The sequence below is a fragment of the Lysobacter sp. M15 genome (assembly GCF_022662515.1).
Taxonomy (GTDB): Bacteria; Pseudomonadota; Gammaproteobacteria; order Xanthomonadales; family Xanthomonadaceae; genus JAKPBU01.
This window is the reverse complement of record NZ_JAKPBV010000015.1, coordinates 1-19115: the sequence shown is the minus strand read 5'-3', so window position 1 is coordinate 19115 and position 19115 is coordinate 1. Positions and strand designations below refer to the sequence as shown.

Genomic DNA, 19115 nt, shown 5'->3' with positions numbered 1-19115 from the left:
CGCGGAAACGTGGACAATACTGTCTGGAAGCGTTCGAGCAGACCGTCATGTCAGGGATCGACGTGCCAAGAACACGGACAGGCATTGCGATCCGGGCCGCGCTTGCCGCGAGCTGGGGCCTCGCAATCCTTTACGTTGCGGTTGCATTGGCAGCGATGTGGCACGCACCTCGGGTGCCCTATGCGGATGGCTGGGGCTTCCTGGGTCATTTCGCCTCCAAGCCTGTCGTACGGGAGATTCTCAGGGAGGACAACGGGCACCATGAGGTTCTGCCGCACGCCGTGCGCATGTTCGAACTGCGCGTATTCGATGCCCAGCAGTGGCTGCAGGTGGGCGTTGGAATCGGTCTGCTTTTGGCAACGCTGGCGTGCGTCTGGAGCGTTCTTCGTGTGATATCAGCGCCAGATCGGCGTGCCGCTGCCATGCTCGTCGCCGTGCTTGGGCTCTGTTGGCTGGGCAACATCCGTACGTTGGGCCATGCCAATGAGACCGTCCATGCTTATCTGGTGACGCTATGCGTCACGCTTGGGATCGCGATGCTGGGATCTCGGGGCGGAGAACCGCCAAGCGTGCGCGCAACCGCGACCGCAGCGTTACTTGGCGTGATCGCCGCCTTCAGCTTCAGCAGCGGCCTGGCGGCGTTTGTCGCCTTACTCGTCGTCGCTTTGCTGCTGCGCGCGCGAGCAATCGTCCACCTTGTTCTCGGCTTGACACTCGCCGGCACGATCATACTGCGACGCTGGAGCAACGCCGGCATAGAGACGGCCATGCTGCAGTTCGCACCTTTATCCCAGCTCGATCTCCTGCTGAGATGGCTCGCAGGCCCTTTGGTCTACGCAATCTGGCCCGTGACCGATCCCGCGCTGGCGGCGCACGTGCCAACGACCCCGTTGCGTACGCTGGCCGAATGGATGGCGAGGACCTGGCATGAGGCTTTCGGTCCGGTCATGCTCGCGCGGTGGCCGCATTTGCTCGTTGGTGTTCTCGGAATCTGCTGGTTGGCGTCGGTCACTTGGCGCGCGCGCCTCGGAACGTCGCGCCCGGGCATGCTGGGCCTCGGTATGGCGTGGTTCGCCTTGGCGGTCGGTGGCATGGTCGCGGTAGGGCGACTGCACTATTTCGACCTGCATCCCGACCAGTTGCTCGCCCAGCGTTACCTGGTCTGGTCCAGCTTGTTCTGGGCGGGCCTGGCAATTGCGACGCTTGCGAATGCGCCCCGACCACGAAACGTGATTCTCGTCGTGCTCGTCATCGCCGCAGGCCTCCTGCCAAGCCAGTTCTGGATGTGGCGGCACGGCGAGTCCATGCGTGAGGTCGCGAACACCACATCTGTTGCCGTTGCGGTTGGCGTAGTGGATCCAACGCTCGAACTGGGCGAGACCGCGCCGAGCGAACTTATCCATGTGCTGCCGGCGATCCAGGGTGCCGGTGCAGCGATGTTTGCCTGGCCGGAAACGGCATTGCTAGGCAGTTCGATCTATTCATCTCGCCGACATTCGGTACCTATCGCCGGCGTGTCGATCGATCCTGTCATGAACCTGTTGGGACCGCCCGGTCGCCGCGTGCGCTTCCATGCGGCATCCGACGAGGCAAAGTTGGTTCTGGTCGACGCCGATGGCGTCGCCCGCGGCATTGCGATCCCAGACCCGGAGGCAGGCGGCTGGCTGGGATGGATGCGGGGTGCGGAGCAAGGCGGGCCGGTGCGGGCGTTCTCGCTACGCTGAATCCAGTGCTCATTCCTCCGGCGGCGTGACCGGCTTGGCTTCGCTGCCGAATCCGCCGTCCGCTTCGGCCGCAAGAAAGGCGAATACGGTGTAGGCCGCCGCGTTCTGCGCCAGCGCTTCGGGATCGATCTTGTCGAGCGTGTCGTCGGGGGTGTGGTGCAGGTCGAAGTACTCGGTGCCGTCCTGTCGTAGCGATGCCCAGGCCACGCCGAGCGCCGCGCTGGGGCCGGCGTCGGAGCCAGGGCCGCCTTCGCCCGGGGTGTAGGCGATGCCCAGCGGCGCCAGCGCTTCGGCGATCTGTTCCGACGCCCGTTGTGCGGGCCCTTCCTTGGCGCTGCTGGTGTTGAACGCGTAGATGCGCCCGGCACCGAAGTCGCTCTCGGCGATGATCTGGTTGCTGGCGATGCTCTGTGCCTGCGACTTCGCGTAGACCTCGCCGCCGTGCAGGCCCTGTTCCTCGTTGGCATAGGCGATCACGCGGATCGTGCGCAGCGGCTTGTCCTTGCGCTGGCCGATGAGATGGCCCGCCGCCATGGTGATGCCGATGCCCGCGGCATCGTCGATCGCGCCGGTGCCCTGATCCCAGGAATCCAGGTGCCCGCCGATCACCACGACCTCGTCCTTGCGCTTGCCCGTGATCTCGCCGATGACGTTGTGCGAGGTGTACTCGCCGTCCCAGCCGCAATCGAGTGCGACGCGCACGCGCGTGGCACCGCGCGCGACCAGACGCGAGAGCTGTGCCGCGTCCGGCACCGACAACGCCGCGGCGGGGATCGGCTGCAGACCTTCTTCGAAGCGGGTGATGCCGGTGTGCGCGACGCGATGCGAATCGGTGCCGGCCGAGCGCATCAGGAATGCACTGGCGCCGGCGCGCACGGCGGCCGAAGGACCGCCGCCGCGCACGCGGCTGCCGGTGCCGTAACCGCGGCCATCGCGCGCCCGCTCCATCGCGAAATCAACGAACGCAATCTTGCCGGCGAGCGAACCGGCCGGCGCGGCCTGCAGTGCTTCGAGCGAATCGAAGCGCACCACTTCGCCCTCGACGGTGCCGCCCGGGCTGCCGCCCAGCGCAGCCAGTATCAATGGCTGCGCGTACGCGCCCAGCACCTCGCCGTGTTCGCTGCGCCGCTCCCATTTCGGGAAGGTCACCGGCTGGGTCCAAACCTCGTCGTAGCCCAGCGCCTCGAACTTGCGCCGGGCCCATTCCACGGCGCGCGCATCGGCCTCGCTGCCGGCCAGGCGCGGACCGATCTCGGTGGTCAGCGATTCGGTCACCTTCCACGCGGTGTCGTCGGCCAGCGCCTGTTCGCGCAGCTGCGATGCGGCCTGCAGCGCTGCGTCGGGAATGGTGGTTTGCCCGGGCGTCTGCGCGAGGGCGGGCGAGGCAACAAACAGGGCAAGCAGCAACGGCGCAAGACGCATGGGGGTTCCTTCGGCGCAAAAAGGCGAAGCCGCGAGCGTAGCAGCCCGCGGCTACGCGCCTGCTGTGCAGGAAGTCCTGCGCGCGACGATTACTGCTTCAGCGAATCGCGGATCTCGCGCAGCAGCAGCACTTCTTCAGCCGGTGCTGCCGCTGCCGCCGGCGTGCGCATGCGGTTGTAGGCCTTGAGCACCAGGAAGATGACGAAGCCGATGATCAGGAAATCGACCACGGTCTGGATCAGGAGGCCGTAGCGGATCGCCGACTCGGCCGCGGTTTCCTTGCCGGATGCGTCCAGCTGGGCCGGCGCAATCACGTACTTCCAGTCGGAAACGCTCACGCCCCCGGTCAGCAGCCCGATCAGCGGCATGATGATGCCATCGACCAGCGCGGTGACGATCTTGCCGAAGGCCGCGCCGATCACGACGCCGACGGCGAGATCCATGACATTGCCCTTGGCGATGAATTCCTTGAATTCGCTGACCATGCCCATCGCAACGTTCTCCCGGGGGACGCCGCAGATCGCGGCCGGATCGTAGCCTACAGCAGCTGTGGACGGCCCACGATGCGTCCTTCGAGCGCGACGACATCGCCCAGGCGGGCGATGAAGACATCGCCTGGCTGCAATGCCGCGACTCCAGCCGGCGTACCCATGAACACGAGGTCGCCTGCACGCAGCGCATAGAGTCTGGACAGTTCGTGCAGGATGTCGGGCACGTCCCAGATCAGGTCGGACAGGCTGCCGTGCTGGCGACGCGCGCCGTTGACCTCGAGCGTGATCGACAACGTAGCGAGCGCGGGCATATCGTCTTTTGCAACCAGTTCGCTGACCGGCACGGAATGGTCGAAGGCCTTGCCGGTATCCCAGGGCAATCCCTTGGCCTTTGCGGCCGCCTGCAGATCGCGACGGGTCAGGTCCAGGCCGATGCCGTAGCCGAAGACCAGCGCAGCCGCATCGCCCGCATCGAGCACGCCCGCAGGCGCATCGTTTCCGATGGCCACGACCAGTTCCACTTCATGATGCAGATCAGCCGTGCCGGGCGGGTAGGGCACCACGCCGTCGACGACCAGGGCGTCGGCTGGCTTGAGGAAAAACACCGGTTGCCCGCGGTCGGCCTTCGAAGCCGGCGCGCTGGCGCCCATCTCCCTTGCGTGATCGGCGAAGTTGCGACCGACGCAGTAGATGCGGTGCACGGGGAAAGCGGCGCCACCCCGCACCGCCACGCGGGGCAGCGGTAGCGCCGGGACGACATCCCGGTCGGCGGACACGCGGGCTCAGCGACCCGAAGGCAGAGCGGTCTTGCCGACCAGGCGATACTCGGCCTCGACCGCGCGTGAGTCGCGTGCGGGCCGGGCGATCGGCTGGCCGCGCGTGCGCAGCAGCCGCAGCAGTAGGCCGCCGGCAAGCATCGCCACACCGACAAACAGGCCGATCACCACCAGCACTGCAAGCAGCGCCAGGCCGACCAGGCCGACGGCGATCCGCAGCAGCGGATGGCGTGGCTTGCGGGGGGCGAACAGATTGCGCACGGCATCGACGTGCTCGGGACGGAGGCGATGGGCAAACATGGCGGGGGCGGTGCCACAATCGGCGCAGGGCCGGGATGCGCAGTATCCGGCTGCGACCCGCGCCGAATGTAAGGAGTTCGTTAACCGATGGCCGGATCGTGTCCGCTGGCAATGCTGGACAGGCTGCAGGACGGCGCCCTGCTCGAAGTCGAAGCGGTGCTCGGGGGCGACGCCGAATCGCTGATCCTGCACCGGCGCGGCGACGCCGTGCGCGCCTGGCTCAACGTCTGCCCGCACGCCGGGCGCCGCCTGAACTGGGCGCCGGGGCAATTCCTGCTCAGCCGGGACGGTCTGCTGGTGTGCGCGGCGCATGGCGCATCGTTCGAGCTTGAGCAGGGCAGCTGCGTCGCCGGCCCCTGCCGCGGCGACGCCTTGCGCGCGGTGCCGGTCGAAGTGCACGACGGCCAGGTCTGGCTGGGCGGGCCCGCACCAGGGTCGGAACCGTAGCGCGGGCTGTGCCGCCTCAACAGGTCGGCTGCTGCCGGCATCGCCCACCGCGCTACCTACGAAAACAGCCGCAACCACCATTGCGAGAACAGCATGTTGACCATCACCACGACCACGGCGGTGTAGATCAGCGAGAGCGGCCCGCCGACGCGCCAGAGTTCGCGCGCGGAATAGTTGGCTGGGCCGGCGACCATCGAGATCACGGGATTGGACTGGGTCATGAAGTTGTTGGACGCCGACAGCGCCACGATCAGCGCGAACGCGGTGGGGTTCGCGTCCGCCGCCAGCGCCAGGTTGATCGCCAGCGGCACCATCACGATGGTGGCGCCCACATGGCTGATCACCAGCGAGAACGCGGTCGTCAGCAGGCCAACGGCGAGCTGCAGGATCCAGTCCGGCAGGCCCTGCGGCAAACGCTCGATGGTGTGGCCCGCGACCCAGGCCGCGGCGCCGCTGGAATCCATCGCCCAACCCAGCGGGATCAGGCAGGCCATCAGGAACACGGTTTTCCAGTTGATCGCCGCGTAGGCCTCGTCCATCTTCAGCACGCCGGTGACCAGCATCCCGGCCACCCCGGTCATCAGCGCGACCGAGGCGGGGATCCGCGAGGACAGCGCGAGGAGCATGGTGATCGCGAAGATGGTCATCGCGATCTTGAATTTGTGCGGACGCTGCTCGCCCTTCGGATAATCGGTGACTACCACGAAATCCCGGCTGGCCGCGGTCCGCGCCAGATCCTGCCAGATGCTGTGCAGTACCAGCATGTCGCCCGCGCGCAGTTTGGTATTGCGCACGTCATCGCGCAGCACTTCCTTGTCGCGGTTGATCGCCAGCAGGCTGATGCCGTGCTTTTTGCGCAGCTCGAGTTCGCCCGGGGTCTTGCCGATGAAGGTGGACGTGGGTGGCACCACCGCCTCGGAAATGCCGGCCCGGCTCGGGTTGAACAGGTCGCCGAACTCGCGCAGCCGTGAATTGAGCTTGAGGAAGTGATTCTGGGCGAAATCCAGCGCCTGCTGGCGCGAGCCCATGGCGCCGATCACGCTGCCCACCCAGATGCGGCTGTCGGCGGGCGGTGCCAGACGCGACTCGTTGCCGGTCTTGAGCGCCAGCAGCAGCGGCGCGCCGTGTAGCGCCTCGGCCTCGCCCATCGACATGCCCACCAGCGGGCTGTCGGCGGTCACCGTCAGCTCGAACACGTCGCCTTCGATGCCATAGGACTTGGCGAAATAGCTCTGGGTCCGCGCCGGGGTCACGCCGCCATCGCTGCCGTCCTCGGCCAACAACTTCTCGCCGAAGAAATGGAAGTAGGCCAGCGATGCCAGCAGCAGGGCCACGCCGATCGGCAGCGGCGCGAACATGTTCATCGGCTCCAGCGTGGCCACGCCCGAGGGCAGGTTGGCATTGGCCGATACCAGCAGGTCGTTGAGCAGGATCAGCGGCGAATTGCCGACCATGGTCAGCCCGCCGCCCATCAGGATCGCCGCCGCGATCGGCATCAGCAGGCGCGAGAGCGGCAGGCCGGTACGCGAAGACAGGCGCGAGGCGACGGGCAGGTACAGCGCCATCACCGAAGGGTTCTGCATCATCGAAGAGTTGAGCCCGGCGATGGCGCTGGTGAACAGCAGCAGCCGCTGCTCCACGCCCTTGGCGCGCCGCAGCAGCCACGCGGCCAGGCGATTGAGCGCACCCGTGCGATCCAGCCCCGTGCCCAGGATCATCGTCGCGATGACGCTCATCACCGCGTTGCCCGAGAAGCCGTTGAACAGGTCCTCGGCGCCGACCAGGCCGGTCAGGCCCAACAGCACCAGCACCACCAGCGCGACCAGGTCGGGGCGCACGCGCTCGAACAGGAACATCACCATCGTCAGCGCCACCAGCCCGAGCACGAGCTTCATGTCGCTGGTGAGGATGAGGGTGTCCATCAGGCGGCGGGATTCGGGATTCGGGATTCGGGATTGGTGAAGACGGATGATCCGACACGGTCAGGACTTTCCGGATCCCGAATCTCCAATCCCGAATCCCGGATGTAAAGCAGGTCCCATACCCCGTGCCCCAGACGCTGGCCGCGGCTTTCGAAATGGGTCTGCGGCCGCCAGGGGGGGCGCGGCACGTGTCCACGCGGGCCGGCGATGTTGCGCAGGCCGGGGGTTGCATCGAGCACGTCCCACATCTGCTCGGCGTAGTCCTGCCAGTCGGTTGCCAGGTGCAGGCGACCGCCGGGGCGCAGCTTGCGGGCGAGCAGGGCGGCGAATGCCGGGTTCACGAGCCTGCGCTTGTTGTGGCGCTTCTTGTGCCACGGATCGGGGAAGTAGATCCGGATCTCGTCGAGTCCGCTTGAAGCCGGCCCGCTTGCATCCGCGGAGCCGTCGGCAAATTCGTGGGTCAGCACCTCGACCGCGTCGTGGTGGTAGATCCGCACGTGGTCGCTGCCGTCCTCTGCCAAGGCATTGAGCAGGCGTCCGACACCCGGGGCGTGCACTTCGATGCCGATGTAGTCGCGTTCGCGATCGTGCTGCGCGGCAAAACGCAGCGCCTCGCCGTTACCGAAGCCGATTTCCAGCACGCGCTGCGCGTGACGCCCGAACACGGCGTCGAAATCGCGCGCGACGCCGGTGTAGTCCAGGCCGAAGCGCGGCCACAGCGCATCGAAGGCCCGTTGCTGGGCCGGCGTGAAGCGACCCTGTCGCAGCACGAAACTCCGGATCCGGCGCTCGCCCGGCGTGGCGGTGAAGGGCTTGGGTGGTGCCTTGGCGCCCAGGCTGGAGAACGGGTCGGTCATCGCCGGGAGCGGTTCAACTGCATGCCATCGGCTTCCACGACATCACCCGATCATGCCATCGACCGGCGAGGAAGCGCTGGCGTAGCGCTTGCGCGGAATGCGCCCGGCCAGGTACGCATCGCGCCCGGCTTCCACGGCCAGCCGCATCGCGCGTGCCATGCGCACCGGATCCTTCGCGCCGGCGATGGCGGTGTTCATCAGCACGCCGTCGCAGCCCAGTTCCATCGCGATCGCCGCGTCCGAGGCGGTGCCGACGCCGGCGTCGACCAGGATCGGTACTTTCGCGTTCTCGATGATCTCGAGCAGGTTGTAGCGGTTTTGGATGCCCAGGCCCGAGCCGATCGGCGCGGCCAGCGGCATCACCGCCACGCAGCCGATTTCCTCGAGTCGCTTGGCCAGGATCGGGTCGTCGCTGGTATAGACCATCACCTGGAAGCCGTCGGCCACCAGTTGTTCGGCGGCCTTGAGCGTCTGCACGACGTCCGGGAAAAGTGTTCTCTGATCACCCAGGACCTCGAGCTTGGTCAGGGCATGGCCGTCGAGCAGTTCGCGCGCGAGCCGGCAGGTCCGGACCGCGTCCTCGGCGGTGTAGCAGCCGGCCGTGTTGGGCAGGATCGTGTACCGGTCGGGCGGCAGCACGTCGAGCAGGTTCGGCTCGCCCGGATTCTGGCCGATGTTGGTGCGGCGGATCGCGACGGTCACGATCTGGGCGCCGGCAGCCTCGGTCGCGGCACGGGTTTCGTTCAGGTCACGGAACTTGCCGGTGCCCGTCAACAGGCGCGAGACATAGGATTTTCCGGCGATGTGCAGCAGGTCCGCCGGGTCAGGTTGCGCCGCTTCATTCATGCACGAATCTTAACAGTGCCGCCGGTCGCCGAAATGTGGCCTGCCATCGGTGCGGGCGCGGAAAGCGTACAAAAGCTGGCCGGTTGCCGGGGCGAATGACGTCGGGCCATGTGAGCGAACTGTCTGCGGACCACGGTCCGCTGGTGGAACGCCCGACGCATCAGCGCTCGCGGCGGCCAGGCAGGCCAACGGCACCAGCCGATTCATCCCAGGGACCGCCCGTCGGCGCGTCGAACTGGGTCTCGTCCAGAGCACACCCGGCGTGAGCCGGGGCCGCAAAGCCAACGGGTGCCGTCAGGCACGGCCGGGCCGCCGAGGGGCGTACATCGGGCGTCGTCAGACGCCTCGATCGACGGGAGAACTTCAATGCGTTCGAATTGGCGAAAGACCGCCCTATGGGCGGCGTTCGGCGTTGCCGCACTCGGCGGCGCCGTAGCCGCCGTGGGCGACATCGGGCCGGACGTGGATCCGGTCTACTTCGCGTTGCCGCTGCAGCCGGAAACCGGTAACCCGGTGGAATGCACCGCGGGAGGCGCGCAGACGCTCGGCCTTGGTTATCCCATCGGTGTGCGCCTCGACGACAAGGGCGTGGGCGTGTGGGACATCTATCTTCCCCTGTCGGGCACGGGCACCGGCGTGGCCGTGGCGCATGGAGGCCCCGCTCCGGGCGGCGCGCTCGCTTTCGCCGGCACCATCACGGTGACCGACGTGGTGGGCGACAGCAATTCGATCAACTTCACCTCGACCTTCGGTGTCAACGGGGTCATCGTCAAGGCCGGCAGCGGCGGCGACAAGCAGACCGCCAGCGTCTATGCCTATGTGCGTCCGCCGAACGTGGCCTCGCTGCAGGCGCTGGGCTGGCCCAATCCGGAAAACGAGTACACCGGACCCGCGGACGAGGACGATGACCTCGATTCGCCGACCAACATCACCCAGGGCATCAGCCATGTCGACTTCTGCATCGACCCGCAGCCCACCGTCACCAAGTCGGCGGACCTGAGCTGGAAGCGCTGGCAGGATTGGCAGCTGGTCAAGACCGTCAACGGGCAGCCGTCGGTGAGCTTCGACCTGGATGTGGGCGAGAACGCCGCGGTGCAGTACGACGTGGTCGCAACCCCGATCAATCAGGGCAAGCGCTTCCGGGTGGAAGGCGACATCGTGGTGTCCGACCCGCTCGAGCGTGGCTACGCCCTGGCGGCGGTCACCGACACGCTGACTGTCGATGGCAACGTATTCGTCGCCACCCTGGCCGACGACGGCCCGTTCAGCGTGTTCGATTGCGATCCGGTAAGCGATGCGACCAGCGCGATCTACCACTGCGAGTACGCCATCGAGCTGGAGAGCGCGGCATATCCGGGCATCGCCGCGGGCGATACCGTGGTCAACGAGGTCGAGGTCACGCTCAGCTTCAACGGCGCCGACACCGTCCTGTCGTACACCACACCAGGCAAGGTCTTCGCGGCGGCTCCCAATGCCAGCTACGGCGACACGCTTGCGGTGGACGACGACCTGCTCGGTGCCAACCCCGACCATACGTTCCCGACCGATGGTCCGTGGAGCTATCCGATGAATGTCGCGTGCCCGGTCCCGGGCGACAACCAGCGCGTCAACACCGTGCTCGGTACCTACAGCAGCGCGACCGGCCCGAAGATGGTGTCCGACAGCGCCGCGGTCAACTGGCGCTGCTTCGCCCTGCCGACGGTGGACAAGACCGCCAAGGGCAAGGCGACGCGCAAGTACACGTGGGATATGACCAAGGTGGTCACGCCTACGGCCGTGAGCCTGTTCGATGGCGACAGCCACGCACTCAGCTATACCGTGGAAGCCACGCGCAGTGCAGCCGACAACAGCGTGACCGTGTCCGGTGTGATCACCATCCGCGATGCCGCCGAACGCGCATTCCTGGCGCCGGTGGTGAGCGACGTGGTGAGCTTCGGTGCCGCGCAGTTCCCGGCGACCGTCGGTGCGTGTGCGGCCGACAACGTGGCCGGCGACGGGGTCGTGTTCAAGTGCCCCTACTCGGTGACCATCGATCCGGAGGCCTATCCCAACGTCGCCTTCGACAACGGCTCCAACCATGTCGAAGTGCAACTGACCAAGGCCGACAGCAGCAAGACCTATCCGCTGTCGTTCGACCAGGCCTTTACGGTTGCGGCACCGGTGGTGACCGGCGACACCCTGACCGTGGACGACACCATGGCCGGCCAGCACGTGTTCGCCGATTCGGGCACATGGAACTACCCCGGCACGGCGACCTGCGACCCGGCAAAGAAGGCCGAGTACGGCTTCAAGATCGACAATACCGCCACCGGCACCTATGGCAACGCAACGCCGATCGTTCGCAGCGCGAGCGTCGACGTGCAATGCCACACGGTGATCCTCAAGAAGGCGGCCAAGACCAGCTTCAAGCGCGACTACGACTGGAGCGCGGACAAGAAGGTCGTGGTGGATCTGGCCGACGCGCGGGTGCAGAGCCCGGGCACCTGCCTGGCAGCGCCGATCAGCGACGGCAGCCCGTACAACGGCTTCGCGCTATGCAACAACGCGGTGCTCACGCTGGAACCGACCGGTTTCTACGACACGGTCTATCGGCTGCAGGCCACGCGCACGGTGCAGAGCGAAAGCGACTTCCGGGTGTACGGTGACATCCAGGCCACATGGATGGCGGGCGCGCCAACACCGGTGTTCTCGCCGGCGGTGCCGTCGGATACGCTGCATTTCAGCGATGCGACGACGCAGGCGGTCGTGCCGACCTGCACCACCATGGCGGCCACTTCGCTGACCTGCCGTTACAGCGCGGCGGTGACCGACAAGACGGGTGGATACAACCTGGCGAAGTTGAACCGGCCGCGGCAGTGCTACACCGCTGCTGGCGTGCCGAGCGCGTGCAACGGGACGTCGATCTACACGTCCAACCAGGCGGCGTTCAATTTCAACGGGACGCCCACCGAGACCGACGCGTGCGCCACCATGAAGGATCTGTTCAACGACAGCGCGCTGGGGCTCAACCTGGGTGCGGGCTTCGGCTGGACGGTGGCCAGCAACATCTGCGCCACGACCACCCGCTACGTGACCGGGACGGTCACCAACGGAGTCATCGTCCTGGGCAGCCTGGACATCCACGCCAGCTGGATCAAGCCGGCGCAGGTGGCCGACATGACCTGTCGCTTCCAGGTGCCGAACGAGTTGTTCGTCGACTTCGCCAACGACCAGCAGAAGCACGATCTGGCGATGATCAGCGTCAACGTGCCCAAGCTGTGCAAGCTGCCGGGTTGCACCTACACGCAGGGGTACTGGAAGACCCACGTGAAGTACGCGCCCAAGCCCCAGTTCGCCAGGAAGCGCGACAAGACCTGGGACCTGATCGACGGAGCGGGCGCGTTGAACGAGAACGCACCCTTCATCGACGCGACCTACAACAGCGGTTACAGCTACATCCAGGTCATGTGGACTCCGCCGAAGGGCAACGCCTACTACCTGCTGGCGCACCAGTACATCGCGGCGAAGCTCAACACGCTCGCGGGTGCGGGGACGACCGCGCAGGTGGCATCGGCGATCACCCAGGCCGAAGCCATGTTCCGGGCGCATATCAACCCGAATGACGCCTGGTGGAGCAATGCGACCAATCGCAGCAACGCGATCGCGCTGGCCGGGATCCTCGGTAGCTACAACGAGGGCAAGACCGGTCCGGGCCATTGCTCGGTGTCGCCGGCCAGCATCATCGCCGGCCGCTGACAGCCCATTGAATGCTTTCGAACCCCGGCCGCGAGGCCGGGGTTCTTTTTTGCCCGCTCATCCGCTTTCCGGGACGGCTCAGCCGCCGCCCAGCGCGTGCACGATCTCGACCCGGTCGCCGGCCTGCAGCGCATAGGTCGCGTGGCGCCCGCGCGGGACGATCTCGCCGTTGACCTCGACGGCCACCCGGCGCTGGCTCAGGCCTTCGGTGTCCAGCAGGGCGGCGATGGTGAGCAGGCTGCGATCGAAGTGGCGGGCTTCGCCGTTCAAGGTGATGTCCATGGGCACCATTGTGGATGACGCACTGCACGATTGAGAACGTTATGTTTTCGTGAAACCATGCGCGACCATCCGGCGGCGTATCCATGCCGGGACCAGATCGATCTTCAAGATCAATCCTCAGGAGTAGGACATGCAAATGAAGTTCCGGCCGATTCGTTCGCTGCTGGCCGCAGCGCTTGCGCTGGCGGCGACGCCTGCCTTGGCGCAGGACGGCACGTTTTCGCAGACGGTGTTTTTTGGCGACAGCCTGAGCGACGCCGGGTTCTTCCGGCCACTGCTGGTGCAGCAGAATCCCGCCGCCGCCGTGCTCGGCCGGTTTACCACCAATCCGGGCCTGGTCTGGTCGGAATACCTGGCCGATTACTACGGCACAGACGCCTCGACGGCATGGGGCGCGACCGGCGCGACGCCCACCCCGGGCACGGGCACCAATTACGCCGTTGGCGGTGCGCGGGTCGGCCAGGACACGATCGGCGGGCTGGGCTATACGCCGTCGCTGGCCACCCAGGTGAACGCCTATCTGGCTGCCAACGGTGGCCAGGCGGATGCCAACGCGCTGTACTCGGTCTGGGGCGGCGCCAACGACCTGTTCGCAGCCGCGGCCACGGCCGACCCGGCGCAGCAGCAGGCGATCGTGGTCGGCGCGGTCACCGCGGAAATCGGGATCGTCGGCGCGCTGCAGGCCGCCGGTGCCCAGTACGTGCTGGTGCCGACCGTGCCCGACCTGGGCCTGACGCCTTCGTTCCGTGCGCAGGGACCGGCCGGAATGGCCGGCGGCACCGCGCTGTCCACCGCATACAACAACGCGTTGTTCGGCGGCCTGGCCCAGAGCGGCCTGAGCGTGATTCCGGTCGATACCTTCACCTTTCTGCGCGAGGTCGCCGCCAGTCCGGCCGAATACGGCTTCAGCAACATTACCGGCACTGCCTGCCAGCCGCAGGTCACCGCGCAGTCGCTGACCTGCAATCCGGCTAGCTACGTCAGCCCCGATGCGCCCAATACCTATCTGTTCGCCGACGGCGTGCACCCGACCACCCGCGCGCACGAACTGGTTGCGGATCTGGCCGTGTCCATGATCGAAGGGCCACGCCAGGTGGCGATCCTGCCGCACGTGGCGGCTACCGTGGGTCGCTCGCGCGCGGACACGGTCGCGACCCAGTCGATGCTTGCGCGGGTCGAGGACGAAGACGCAGCGCGCTGGTGGGTCGGCGGCCGGTACGACTCCCAGCGCTACGGACCGAGCTCTTCGGCCGACCTGTACGACGGTGGCGGCGGTGCGTTGACCGTGGGCGTGGACTGGGCCCGCGGCAACCTGGTCTACGGAGCGTTCGGTGGCTACAGCCACCAGATCATGGACTGGGGTCTGCGCCGCGGAGACTTCCGCCAGGACGACACCACATTGGGCGGCTACATCGGCTGGAGCAACGACAACGCCTGGGTCAGCGGCCAGCTCAGCTATACGCAGCTCGGTTATGACCTGGATCGCAAGGTGCGGCTGGGCCCTGCCACGCGCAGCTACGAAAGCTCGGTCGACGGCGAAAACCTCGGCGCTGCGGTCAGCGCCGGCTGGAACTTCGGCGACGGCGCGCTGCAACACGGTCCGGTGGTGGGTCTGGTGGCCCAGCGCATCGAGATCGACAGCTTCGCCGAAGACAATCCTTCGCAATCCACGTCGCTCGCCTTTCCCGAACAGAGCTTCGATTCGCTGATCGGCAGTGCCGGCTGGCAGATGAGTTACGCGATGGACAGCTTCGCCCCATTCCTGCGCGCGACCTGGGACCGCGAATTCGAGGATTACGCCGACCAGGCGCACGCGCAGGCGCAGTCGATCCCGGGATCGCTGTCCTACGCGGTGCCGGGCGTGGAGTTCGACGACAGTTTCGGAACGCTCACCCTTGGCGCCCGGGCCGGCCTGTGGGGCATGCAACTGCTCGGTGGCAGCTCGGTCAGCGTCGGGCGCAAGGGCGGCGACGATGTCAGTGTCTTCCTGAGCCTGCGTGGCGGATTCTGACCGCCTCGCACCGAAATGCGCCGGACAAACAAGGCCCTGCGGGGCCTTGTTTTTTGCGCCGCCAGACGCAACCACAAGGTGCCGGTGCGCGGTTGCCAACCGATCGGGGCGGGCATAGACTCGCGCCTGCAATTGTGAGTGGTTCAGCGGGTGTAGTTCAATGGTAGAACTGCAGCTTCCCAAGCTGCTAGCGTGGGTTCGATTCCCATCACCCGCTCCATCCCGAAGGCAGCGGCATCGACACGGTCCGCTGCCTTTGTTTTCCGCGAACGCAGCGCCGCTCGCGGCCCGAGGCAGGTGCCATGTCCACGATCGCGCCGCCCGGCCTTAGTGCTGCATCCGACGGGTTATTGCCGTTGGTCATCGGATGGCGGGAGCGGATTGCGCTTCCGCAACTCGGCATCGCATCGTTGCGGGCGAAGATCGACACGGGTGCGCGCAGTTCGTCATTGCACGTCGATGCGCAGTGGAGGTTCGTCGAAGCCGGCGCGCCCTGGGTGGGCTTCCGGCTGCGGCCGCGGCGGCGGCAGTCGCACGTGCACGAAGCCATCGCGCCGATCCACGATGAGCGCGAAGTCGCCGATTCCGGCGGCCACCGGACGCGCCGTGTTTTCATCCGCACCGCATTACGCATCGCCGGCCTGGAGCGGACGGTTGAAATCAATCTGACCGATCGCTGCGGCATGCTGTTCCCGATGCTGGTGGGGCGGACCGCGCTGCAAGGCGCGTTCACCGTCGATCCGGCACGCTCCTTCGTCCGACGCGGCGCGGCACTCCCCGGGACACCATGAAACTCGCCATCCTTTCGCGCAACAGTAAGCTGTATTCCACCCGGCGGCTGGTCGAGGCCGCGCGCGAGCGTGGGCATACCGCACGGGTGCTCGACCCGCTGCGTTGCTATATGCATATCGCCTCCAGCGGGTTCGCCATGCGCTACAAGGGGCAGGCGATCTCCGGCTATACCGCGGTGATTCCGAGAATCGGTGCCTCGATCACGCGCTACGGCTGCGCGGTGGTGCACCAGTTCGAGCTGATGGGCAGCTACACGCCCAATCCATCGGATGCGATCGCGCGCGCGCGCGACAAGCTGCGCTGCCATCAGCTGCTGGCGGCGCAGGGCATCGGCCTGCCGGCGACGGTGTTCGGCGACAACCCGGACGACACCGCCGACCTGCTGGCGATGCTCGGGCCGCCGCCGCACGTGATCAAGCTCAATGAAGGTACCCAGGGCGCCGGGGTCATGCTGACCGAGAAACCGTCGGCCTCGCGCAGCGTGATCGAGGCGCTGCGCGGGCTCTACGCCAATTTCCTGGTGCAGGAATTCGTGGCCGAGGCCAGGGGTGCGGACCTGCGCTGCTTCGTCGTGGGCCGCGACGTGGTGGCCACGATGCGCCGGCAGGCGCCCAAAGGCGATTTCCGCTCTAACCTGCATCGGGGTGGGACCGCCAAGGCGGTGCAGGCCAGCGACGCCGAACGGGATACCGCCGTGCGTGCAGCGGCCGTACTGGGGCTGGGCATTGCCGGCGTGGACCTCATCCGGTCACGGCGCGGCCCTCTGGTGCTGGAGGTGAACGCATCGCCGGGGCTGGAGGGCATCGAGGAGGCCAGCGGCGTGGACATCGCGGGCCGGATCATCGACCACCTGGCCGCATCCGCCGAGGTTCGGCACGTGGGGAGGCGCTGGCAGCGCCGCACTTAACCAGGTCTTCACGGCCGGTTTAACAGGGGTTTAATCGCAGCCTGCGTAGTCTGTCTGGACCGAGTTCTGCGCTCTCTCCAGTGGTACCCGCCGCAAGGCGTGCAGACACGGTCAATCGGGGCAATTCCCTTGGCCCAAGCGGGCTTCTCGCTTGGGTCTTTGTTTTGGCCGTACGCTCGCGCGTCTGCCCCTGCCGCTGTGCCAGAATCCTTACGACGCGGCTGCAATGGAACTGCCGCAACGTGGTCCGGTCTCATGCGAGCCCTTCGCTGGCCACCCGCCCCCCGTACCCAGACAGGAACCGCCGATGCGCATCCTCGTGATCGAAGACAACCAGGACATCGCCGCCAATCTTGGCGACTATCTCGAGGACCGCGGCCACACGGTCGATTTCGCGGCCGACGGCGTGACCGGGCTGCATCTGGCGGTGGTACATGAGTTCGACGCGATCGTGCTGGACCTCAACCTGCCGGGCATGGACGGACTGGAGGTCTGCCGCAAGTTGCGCAACGAGGCGCGCAAGCAGACTCCGGTGCTGATGCTGACCGCGCGCGACACCCTGGACAACAAACTGGCCGGTTTCGATTCGGGGGCCGACGACTACCTGATCAAGCCGTTCGCGTTGCAGGAAGTGGAAGTGCGGCTCAACGCCCTGTCGCGCCGCGGCAAGGGCGTGCAGACGCGGGTGCTGGATGTCGCCGACCTGCAATACAACCTTGATACCCTGGAAGTCCGGCGTGAGGGCAGGCTGCTGCAGCTCAATCCAACCGCGCTGAAGATCCTGCAGGCGCTGATGGAAGCCTCGCCCGCGGTGGTGACCCGGCAGGAGCTCGAAACCCGCGTCTGGGGCGAGGAGCTGCCGGATTCGGACTCGCTGCGCGTGCACATCCACGGCCTGCGCGCCGTGGTCGACAAGCCCTTTCCCACGCAGCTGATCCAGACCCGCCACGGCATCGGCTATCGCATCGCCGCGCCCGATGCGAACGCCTAGGGCCTGATGTCAGCCGACGCCAGAGGCGCCTCGCGCCGAAGACCGCAATACCGGCGGCGGCTGCGCAGCCGCATCATTCTGTCTTTCCTGCTGCTCGGCACCGGGCTGACCCTGCTGTTCGCGTTCGCCACCAACTGGACCCGCAACCGGGTGGAGGACCAGCTGGTGGAAGACGTGATGAACCGCAACATCACCGAGTACGCGCGCCAGTACTTCACCGACCCCGAGCGCAAGCCGGAGTTCGGCGTGCAGCAGATGTTGGGGCGCGTGGTCAGGCGCGATCGCTTCGATGAGCTGCGGATCGAGCAGCCCGACTGGTACGAGCTGCCAGACGGCATCCACAGCATCCGCGGCACCAACCCGGACGGCAGTTCGTTCGCCTACAAGCTGGCGGTGCGCAAGACGCCCAACGAATGGTTCTTCCTCGCCTACGACATGACCCAGGCCGCCCGTGGCGAGGCGCAATTCCAGCGCGCGATCTATGGCTCGGTGCTGGTGTTCTCGTTGTTCTCGCTGCTCGTGGGCTGGTGGGCCGCGTCGCGGGTGATGAGCCCGGTTTCCGAACTCGCGCAGCGCCTGCGCCGCTCGGGCGATACCAGCCAGCCCGAGGGACTGGCGCCGCATTTCGCCGAGGACGAGGTCGGCGAGCTCGCGCGCGCGCTCGACGACTACGCCACGCGCCTGACCGAGGTGGTCAAGCGCGATCGCGAGTTCAACGCCGACGTCAGCCACGAATTGCGCACGCCGCTGGCGGTGATCAAGGGCGCGGTCGAACTGCTGCTGTCCAAAGCCGACCTGGACGACAAGACGCGGATGCGGCTGGAGCGGATCCAGCGCGCCGAACGCCAGTGCACCGATCTGATCAGCGCGCTGCTGCTGCTCTCGCGCAACGAGCGCGGCCATGGCGCGACCGATATCGCCAGGATCGCCGAACAGCAGCTCGACGCGCACCGCGGGCAGCTCGGCGGCAAGCCGCTGGTGCTGCGGCTGGAAGGTGAGCCGGGCAAGGTGATCGTGGATGCTCCCGAAGCCGCGGTGACCGTGGCCCTGGGCAACCTGGTCGGCAACGCGGTCAAGTACACCAACCACGGCGAGGTGGTCGTGCGCCTGCGCGACAACGCGGTCGAGGTGATCGATTCCGGCCCCGGGCTGTCGGCGGAGGATGCGGCCAAGCTGTTCGAGCGCGGCTACCGCGGCACCCATGCCGAACACACGCAGGGCGGCGGCATCGGCCTGTCGATCGTGCGCCGCCTGTGTGCGCTCTACGACTGGAACGTGCGTGTGGTGCCGGGCGAAGAACAAGGCGTGGTGGCGACGTTGTCGTTCACGCCGGAGACGTGAGCCGGAAGGCGCCCTACGTGAGGGGAGCGAGGGAATTGTGGCGTGCCTTGGTTCCCTGCCCGGCTCAACAGGTTTCAGTTGAAGTGAAAGGCGAAGCCTGTTTCAGGGACAGCGAGTTGAGCATCGCAAGAGCTTTCGCCTGAAGGCGAGTTACTTTCTTTGCTGGTGCAAAGAAAGTAACCAAAGAAAGCACCCAGGTGGATCCACTTCATTCAAGCCGGCCGGAACCCATCGCCATTTTCGGACTCGCCATCCATGGCTCGATCCGAAA

Annotated in this window: 16 protein-coding genes, 1 tRNA gene and 1 riboswitch; of the genes, 9 read left to right on the top strand and 8 right to left on the bottom strand. The window is 66.8% G+C overall.

Annotation, left to right across the window (positions count from 1 at the left end):
• Positions 1–47: 47 nt before the first annotated feature.
• The gene (locus MC380_RS16320) at positions 48–1724 is read left to right on the top strand and encodes a hypothetical protein (RefSeq protein WP_242165983.1); all 1677 of its coding nucleotides are present in this window, start codon (positions 48–50) and stop codon (positions 1722–1724) included.
• Positions 1725–1733: 9 nt separating this feature from the next.
• Here MC380_RS16320 and MC380_RS16315 read toward each other — a convergent pair whose 3' ends face one another.
• From MC380_RS16315 to MC380_RS16300, 4 genes are all read right to left on the bottom strand, one after another.
• Positions 1734–3146, bottom strand: coding sequence for a M28 family peptidase (locus MC380_RS16315; protein ID WP_242165981.1), 1413 nt, complete (start codon positions 3144–3146; stop codon positions 1734–1736).
• Between the two features lie 89 nt (positions 3147–3235).
• Positions 3236–3637 (bottom strand): large-conductance mechanosensitive channel protein MscL, encoded by a 402-nt coding sequence (gene mscL, locus MC380_RS16310; protein WP_242101333.1) that lies wholly within the window; start codon positions 3635–3637, stop codon positions 3236–3238.
• 47 nt (positions 3638–3684) lie between these two features.
• A complete protein-coding gene (locus MC380_RS16305; RefSeq protein WP_242165979.1) occupies positions 3685–4413 on the bottom strand; it encodes a fumarylacetoacetate hydrolase family protein in 729 nt (242 codons plus the stop codon).
• A gap of 6 nt (positions 4414–4419) precedes the next feature.
• Complete coding sequence (locus tag MC380_RS16300; RefSeq protein WP_242165977.1) at positions 4420–4713, bottom strand: hypothetical protein; 294 nt, start codon at positions 4711–4713, stop codon at positions 4420–4422.
• A gap of 87 nt (positions 4714–4800) precedes the next feature.
• On the opposite strand from MC380_RS16300, the gene MC380_RS16295 reads away from it, so the two are divergent.
• Positions 4801–5160, top strand: coding sequence for a Rieske 2Fe-2S domain-containing protein (locus MC380_RS16295; RefSeq protein ID WP_242101330.1), 360 nt, complete (start codon positions 4801–4803; stop codon positions 5158–5160).
• Between the two features lie 56 nt (positions 5161–5216).
• Here MC380_RS16295 and MC380_RS16290 read toward each other — a convergent pair whose 3' ends face one another.
• Genes MC380_RS16290 through MC380_RS16280 form a run of 3 tightly spaced genes read right to left on the bottom strand, consistent with a single transcriptional unit; the run spans position 5217 to position 8785 of the window.
• On the bottom strand, positions 5217–7082 hold the full coding sequence (locus MC380_RS16290; RefSeq protein ID WP_242101329.1) for an SLC13 family permease: 1866 nt from the start codon (positions 7080–7082) through the stop codon (positions 5217–5219).
• Positions 7082–7939: a tRNA (guanosine(46)-N7)-methyltransferase TrmB gene (gene trmB, locus MC380_RS16285; protein ID WP_242165974.1), complete on the bottom strand. Its 858-nt coding sequence runs from the start codon at positions 7937–7939 to the stop codon at positions 7082–7084. Before trmB ends, MC380_RS16290 begins: the two co-directional genes overlap by 1 nt.
• A gap of 42 nt (positions 7940–7981) precedes the next feature.
• Complete coding sequence (locus MC380_RS16280; protein ID WP_242101327.1) at positions 7982–8785, bottom strand: thiazole synthase; 804 nt, start codon at positions 8783–8785, stop codon at positions 7982–7984.
• 240 nt (positions 8786–9025) lie between these two features.
• Positions 9026–9102: riboswitch (cyclic di-GMP riboswitch) on the top strand.
• Positions 9103–9151: 49 nt separating this feature from the next.
• Here MC380_RS16280 and MC380_RS16275 point away from each other — a divergent pair.
• Positions 9152–12520, top strand: a complete 3369-nt coding sequence (locus tag MC380_RS16275; RefSeq protein ID WP_242101326.1) for a hypothetical protein — start codon at positions 9152–9154, stop codon at positions 12518–12520.
• Between the two features lie 78 nt (positions 12521–12598).
• Here MC380_RS16275 and thiS read toward each other — a convergent pair whose 3' ends face one another.
• A complete protein-coding gene (gene thiS, locus MC380_RS16270) occupies positions 12599–12802 on the bottom strand; it encodes a sulfur carrier protein ThiS (protein ID WP_242165973.1) in 204 nt (67 codons plus the stop codon).
• 130 nt (positions 12803–12932) lie between these two features.
• Here thiS and MC380_RS16265 point away from each other — a divergent pair, with 130 nt between their 5' ends.
• The 6 genes from MC380_RS16265 (at position 12933) to MC380_RS16240 (ending at position 18844) form a co-directional block, all read left to right on the top strand.
• The gene (locus tag MC380_RS16265; protein ID WP_242165971.1) at positions 12933–14813 is read left to right on the top strand and encodes an autotransporter domain-containing protein; all 1881 of its coding nucleotides are present in this window, start codon (positions 12933–12935) and stop codon (positions 14811–14813) included.
• A gap of 146 nt (positions 14814–14959) precedes the next feature.
• Positions 14960–15033: transfer RNA gene (locus MC380_RS16260), tRNA-Gly, on the top strand.
• An 82-nt stretch (positions 15034–15115) separates the two neighbouring features.
• Entirely contained in the window at positions 15116–15604 is a 489-nt protein-coding gene (locus MC380_RS16255; protein ID WP_242165969.1) for a RimK/LysX family protein, read from the top strand.
• A complete protein-coding gene (rimK, locus tag MC380_RS16250; RefSeq protein ID WP_242101322.1) occupies positions 15601–16512 on the top strand; it encodes a 30S ribosomal protein S6--L-glutamate ligase in 912 nt (303 codons plus the stop codon). The genes MC380_RS16255 and rimK overlap by 4 nt, the downstream gene beginning before the upstream one ends.
• Positions 16513–16819: 307 nt before the next feature.
• The gene (locus MC380_RS16245) at positions 16820–17503 is read left to right on the top strand and encodes a response regulator transcription factor (RefSeq protein ID WP_242101321.1); all 684 of its coding nucleotides are present in this window, start codon (positions 16820–16822) and stop codon (positions 17501–17503) included.
• A gap of 6 nt (positions 17504–17509) precedes the next feature.
• Complete coding sequence (locus tag MC380_RS16240) at positions 17510–18844, top strand: HAMP domain-containing sensor histidine kinase (RefSeq protein WP_242101320.1); 1335 nt, start codon at positions 17510–17512, stop codon at positions 18842–18844.
• The last annotated feature ends 271 nt before the right edge of the window (positions 18845–19115 follow it).